General features: G+C 39.2%; 1 pseudogene. It reads left to right on the forward strand.

From position 1 onward, the window contains the following. Nucleotides 1-129 precede the first annotated feature (129 nt). A pseudogene (locus ACIFOT_RS19515) lies at nucleotides 130-1,424 on the forward strand (IS110 family transposase). Nucleotides 1,425-1,719 lie beyond the last annotated feature (295 nt).

A 1,719-nucleotide genomic window follows, 5' to 3' on the forward strand; every position in this document is an offset into this window, starting at 1 on the left:
ACTAACGGGGCAGCATTCCTGTAATGAAGGAAAATGGAGTTTGAATAAAAAAATAACCTCTTGGTAGAATGAGAGAGTCCAAAAGCTGGCCAGCAAAAAGGACAGTACTCAAATACCAGGAGGCCTAAAATGAATTATAACCAAAATAAAAAAATTGCTCAAATTACTTCTCAAACTTTAATTATAGGGGTCGACATCGCAAAGTTCAAGCATGTGGCACGTGCCCAGGACTTTAGAGGAATGGAGTTTGGATCCCCTTGTTATTTCGAGAATACAAAAGAGGGATTCCACCATTTTATTAAGTGGATTTCAGAAATAAAGAAAGAACAAGACATGGATAAAGTAGTGGTTGGGATGGAACCGACAGGACATTATTGGTTCAACCTAGCTCATATTTTGAAAGAATATGAGATTAAGTTCGTGTTGTGAATCCTTCACACGTTAAGAAAAGCAAGGAACTCGATGATAATTCACCAACTAAAAATGATGTAAAAGATGCCAAAGTAATTGCCCAGTTGGTTAAAGACGGAAGATACGCCGAACCTACAATACCACAAGGAGTTTATGCCGAACTTCGGGTGGCTAAGAAAATCCGTGATCTATTAACGGATGACCTCCAGACGGTCCAGGGCCAGGTTCATAACTGGATTGATCGCTACTTTCCAGAATTTCTTACAGTCTTTAAGAAATGGGAAGGCAAGGCGGCATTACAATTCCTAAAACTATATGCTTTACCGCATGAAATAATCAAATACTCTGAACATGAACTGCTTACCCACCTAAGAAAAGCAGTTACCCGGAGTGTGGGGCTTAATAAGATTCGAGAGTTAAAGCAAGCAGCCGGTAAGTCCATCGGACTTCGGCAAGGCTCTGATATGGCTAAACTGGAGCTGAAAACGTTACTTGATAAATATGAATTAATCCAGATTAAATTCGAAGAATTAGATGCCAAAATAGATATTTTACTTGATGAAATACCTGGTGTGCCACAAATGTTGGCCATTAAAGGTGTTGGAAGGGATACAGTTGCCGGTTTCTTTGCGGAAGTTGGTGACCTAAATGATTATACTCATCCCCGACAAATTATTAAGCTGGCTGGCTTAAGTTTAAAAGAAAATACATCCGGTAAGCACAAAGGAAAAACGACAATTACAAAGAGGGGCCGGAAGAAACTGAGGGCTCTGTTGTTTAGAGTTTGTATGATTCTAGCCGCAAAAAATTCAGCCTTTAAAGCATTACACGCTTACTATACTCAACGTTCTGAAAATCCATTAAAGAAAATGCAGTCTATTATCGCTTTATGTAATAAACTGATCCGTATTTTCTTCAGCATAAGTAAAAAGCAATTTGAATTTAATGAAGAAAAGATGTTAAAGGATATTCCTCATATGTCAGTAGAAAAGAAGGTAGAATTGGCCGCTTGATTCTGTTTTAGATTAGATTAAATAGTAGCTGCAATTTATAGATTTGGGTACATTTGAAGCACGGATTAGTCGGCAAAGCAACTAAATTACGGGCATAGGACCCTGTGGGGCAGCATGGCTGACATCCACCTCATGGAAAGGTTGGACGAAGGAATTTGAGAGCGAAGACTCTGTGAGGCATGGGAGGGTAGACCTCCATGAGAAATGTGGACATCCACCAGTGCGATCATATTTTAACTCATTTACCAATTTCTGTGAGTGGTTGGTTGGTGGGCTATAAGTCTTTTTTCTCAAA

Source organism: Neobacillus sp. NRS-1170, from assembly GCF_050468025.1.